This window comes from Oleiphilus sp. HI0043 (assembly GCF_001634935.1).
In genome coordinates, this window is sequence record NZ_LWEY01000474.1 from 1 (window position 1) to 1,418 (window position 1,418).

Consider the following 1,418-nt stretch of genomic DNA (forward strand, 5'->3'; position numbering starts at 1 on the left):
GCTTGGGCCGATGGACACTCGCCGACAGAAGCAAAGCAGCCATTAAAACTAAAGGATGTGACGGTAACGGGGACCAAAGAAGGCGAGGTGAAGCTCCAAGAAGTACCGGCAGCAATTTCGGCCTACACCGAAGAAGATATGAGCGATGCTGGTATTGGAAATATCAAAGACCTGCGTATGCAAACGCCGGGGTTGAACCTTACACATAATGGCCAGTCTGCACGGCTCTACATGCGTGGTATTGGTAGTAACCTGGACTTTATTGGTTCAGACCCAAGTGTCACCGTTCACGTCGATGGTGTTTACCAATCTAGAACAACCTCAATTCTTGAAGACTTTCTCGACGTTGAACGAGTCGAAATACTGCGTGGGCCACAAGGTACTTTGTATGGTCGAAACTCTACCGGCGGTACGATTAACCTGATCACTAAAAAACCAGAAGCGGAGTCTAGCGGTAAGCTATTCGCAGAAGTTGGCTCGTATAGTTTTCGCAGCGTAGGCGGCATGATAAACGGCACAATTTCTGAGGATAAGGTTCTAGGCCGTTTAGCTGTTGTTAAGACCGATCACGATCCTTACGTCAAGAATACTGCTGCAACAGGTGTTGATGGTTTATTGGATGACGACTCTTTAGCGACTCGCGGGGCATTGCGCTTTTTGCTCGATGACAAAAGCGAGTTAGTGTTAAGGGCAGATTATTCAGATATTGATAGGAATCCAGCGGCTTATAAGACGACGCTTGTGAACTCGGATGGTGCAGCAGGTACATTAGCAGCAGGAGCAATAGTTCCTAGTGATCCATGGTCGGTTAATGTCAATGATGTTGACCCCTATACAGAAAGCAAAAACTATGGCGCCTCAATCGAGTATACGCGAAAAATATCTCCTGAATTAACCTTGGTTTCTCTGACAGGGTATAGAGACCTAGATCTCAAGTTAAAGGAAGATACAGATGGTAGCGATGTGGTGTATCTGGTGACAGAGTATGAAGAGCAGCAGAATATGCTCTCGGAAGAACTGCGTCTTCAATATCAAGGTGACAGGCTAAAATGGGTGGCAGGTGCATATTATTTGCAAGAAGAGCATGAATCTGACACTGCCATTAACTCTACAATTGTTGTCGTAGACTCCAAAAACGAAACACAGGCGTATGCGCTCTTTGGGCAAGGAACCTACTCAATAACGGATCGGCTGAATACAACTCTGGGTTTGCGTTACAGCAGTGAAGAAAAAGAATTTGACAATGTGTATGATCACGCAGATCCTACATTAGATTTTTCTGCGTCGCCCTCTAATTCTTGGGACTCATGGAGCCCATCGTTCTCGCTTGATTATACATATGATTCTGGAACGATGGTGTATAGCAGTGTCAAACGCGGTTTCAAAAGCGGCGGTTACAACATGACGGATGCTTCGCC

General features: G+C 46.1%; 1 protein-coding gene. It reads left to right on the top strand.

Annotated features, from left to right (window positions below; genetic code table 11):
- On the top strand, positions 1-1,418 hold a 1,418-nt coding region (locus A3729_RS06005; RefSeq protein WP_156497723.1), incomplete at both ends, for a TonB-dependent receptor.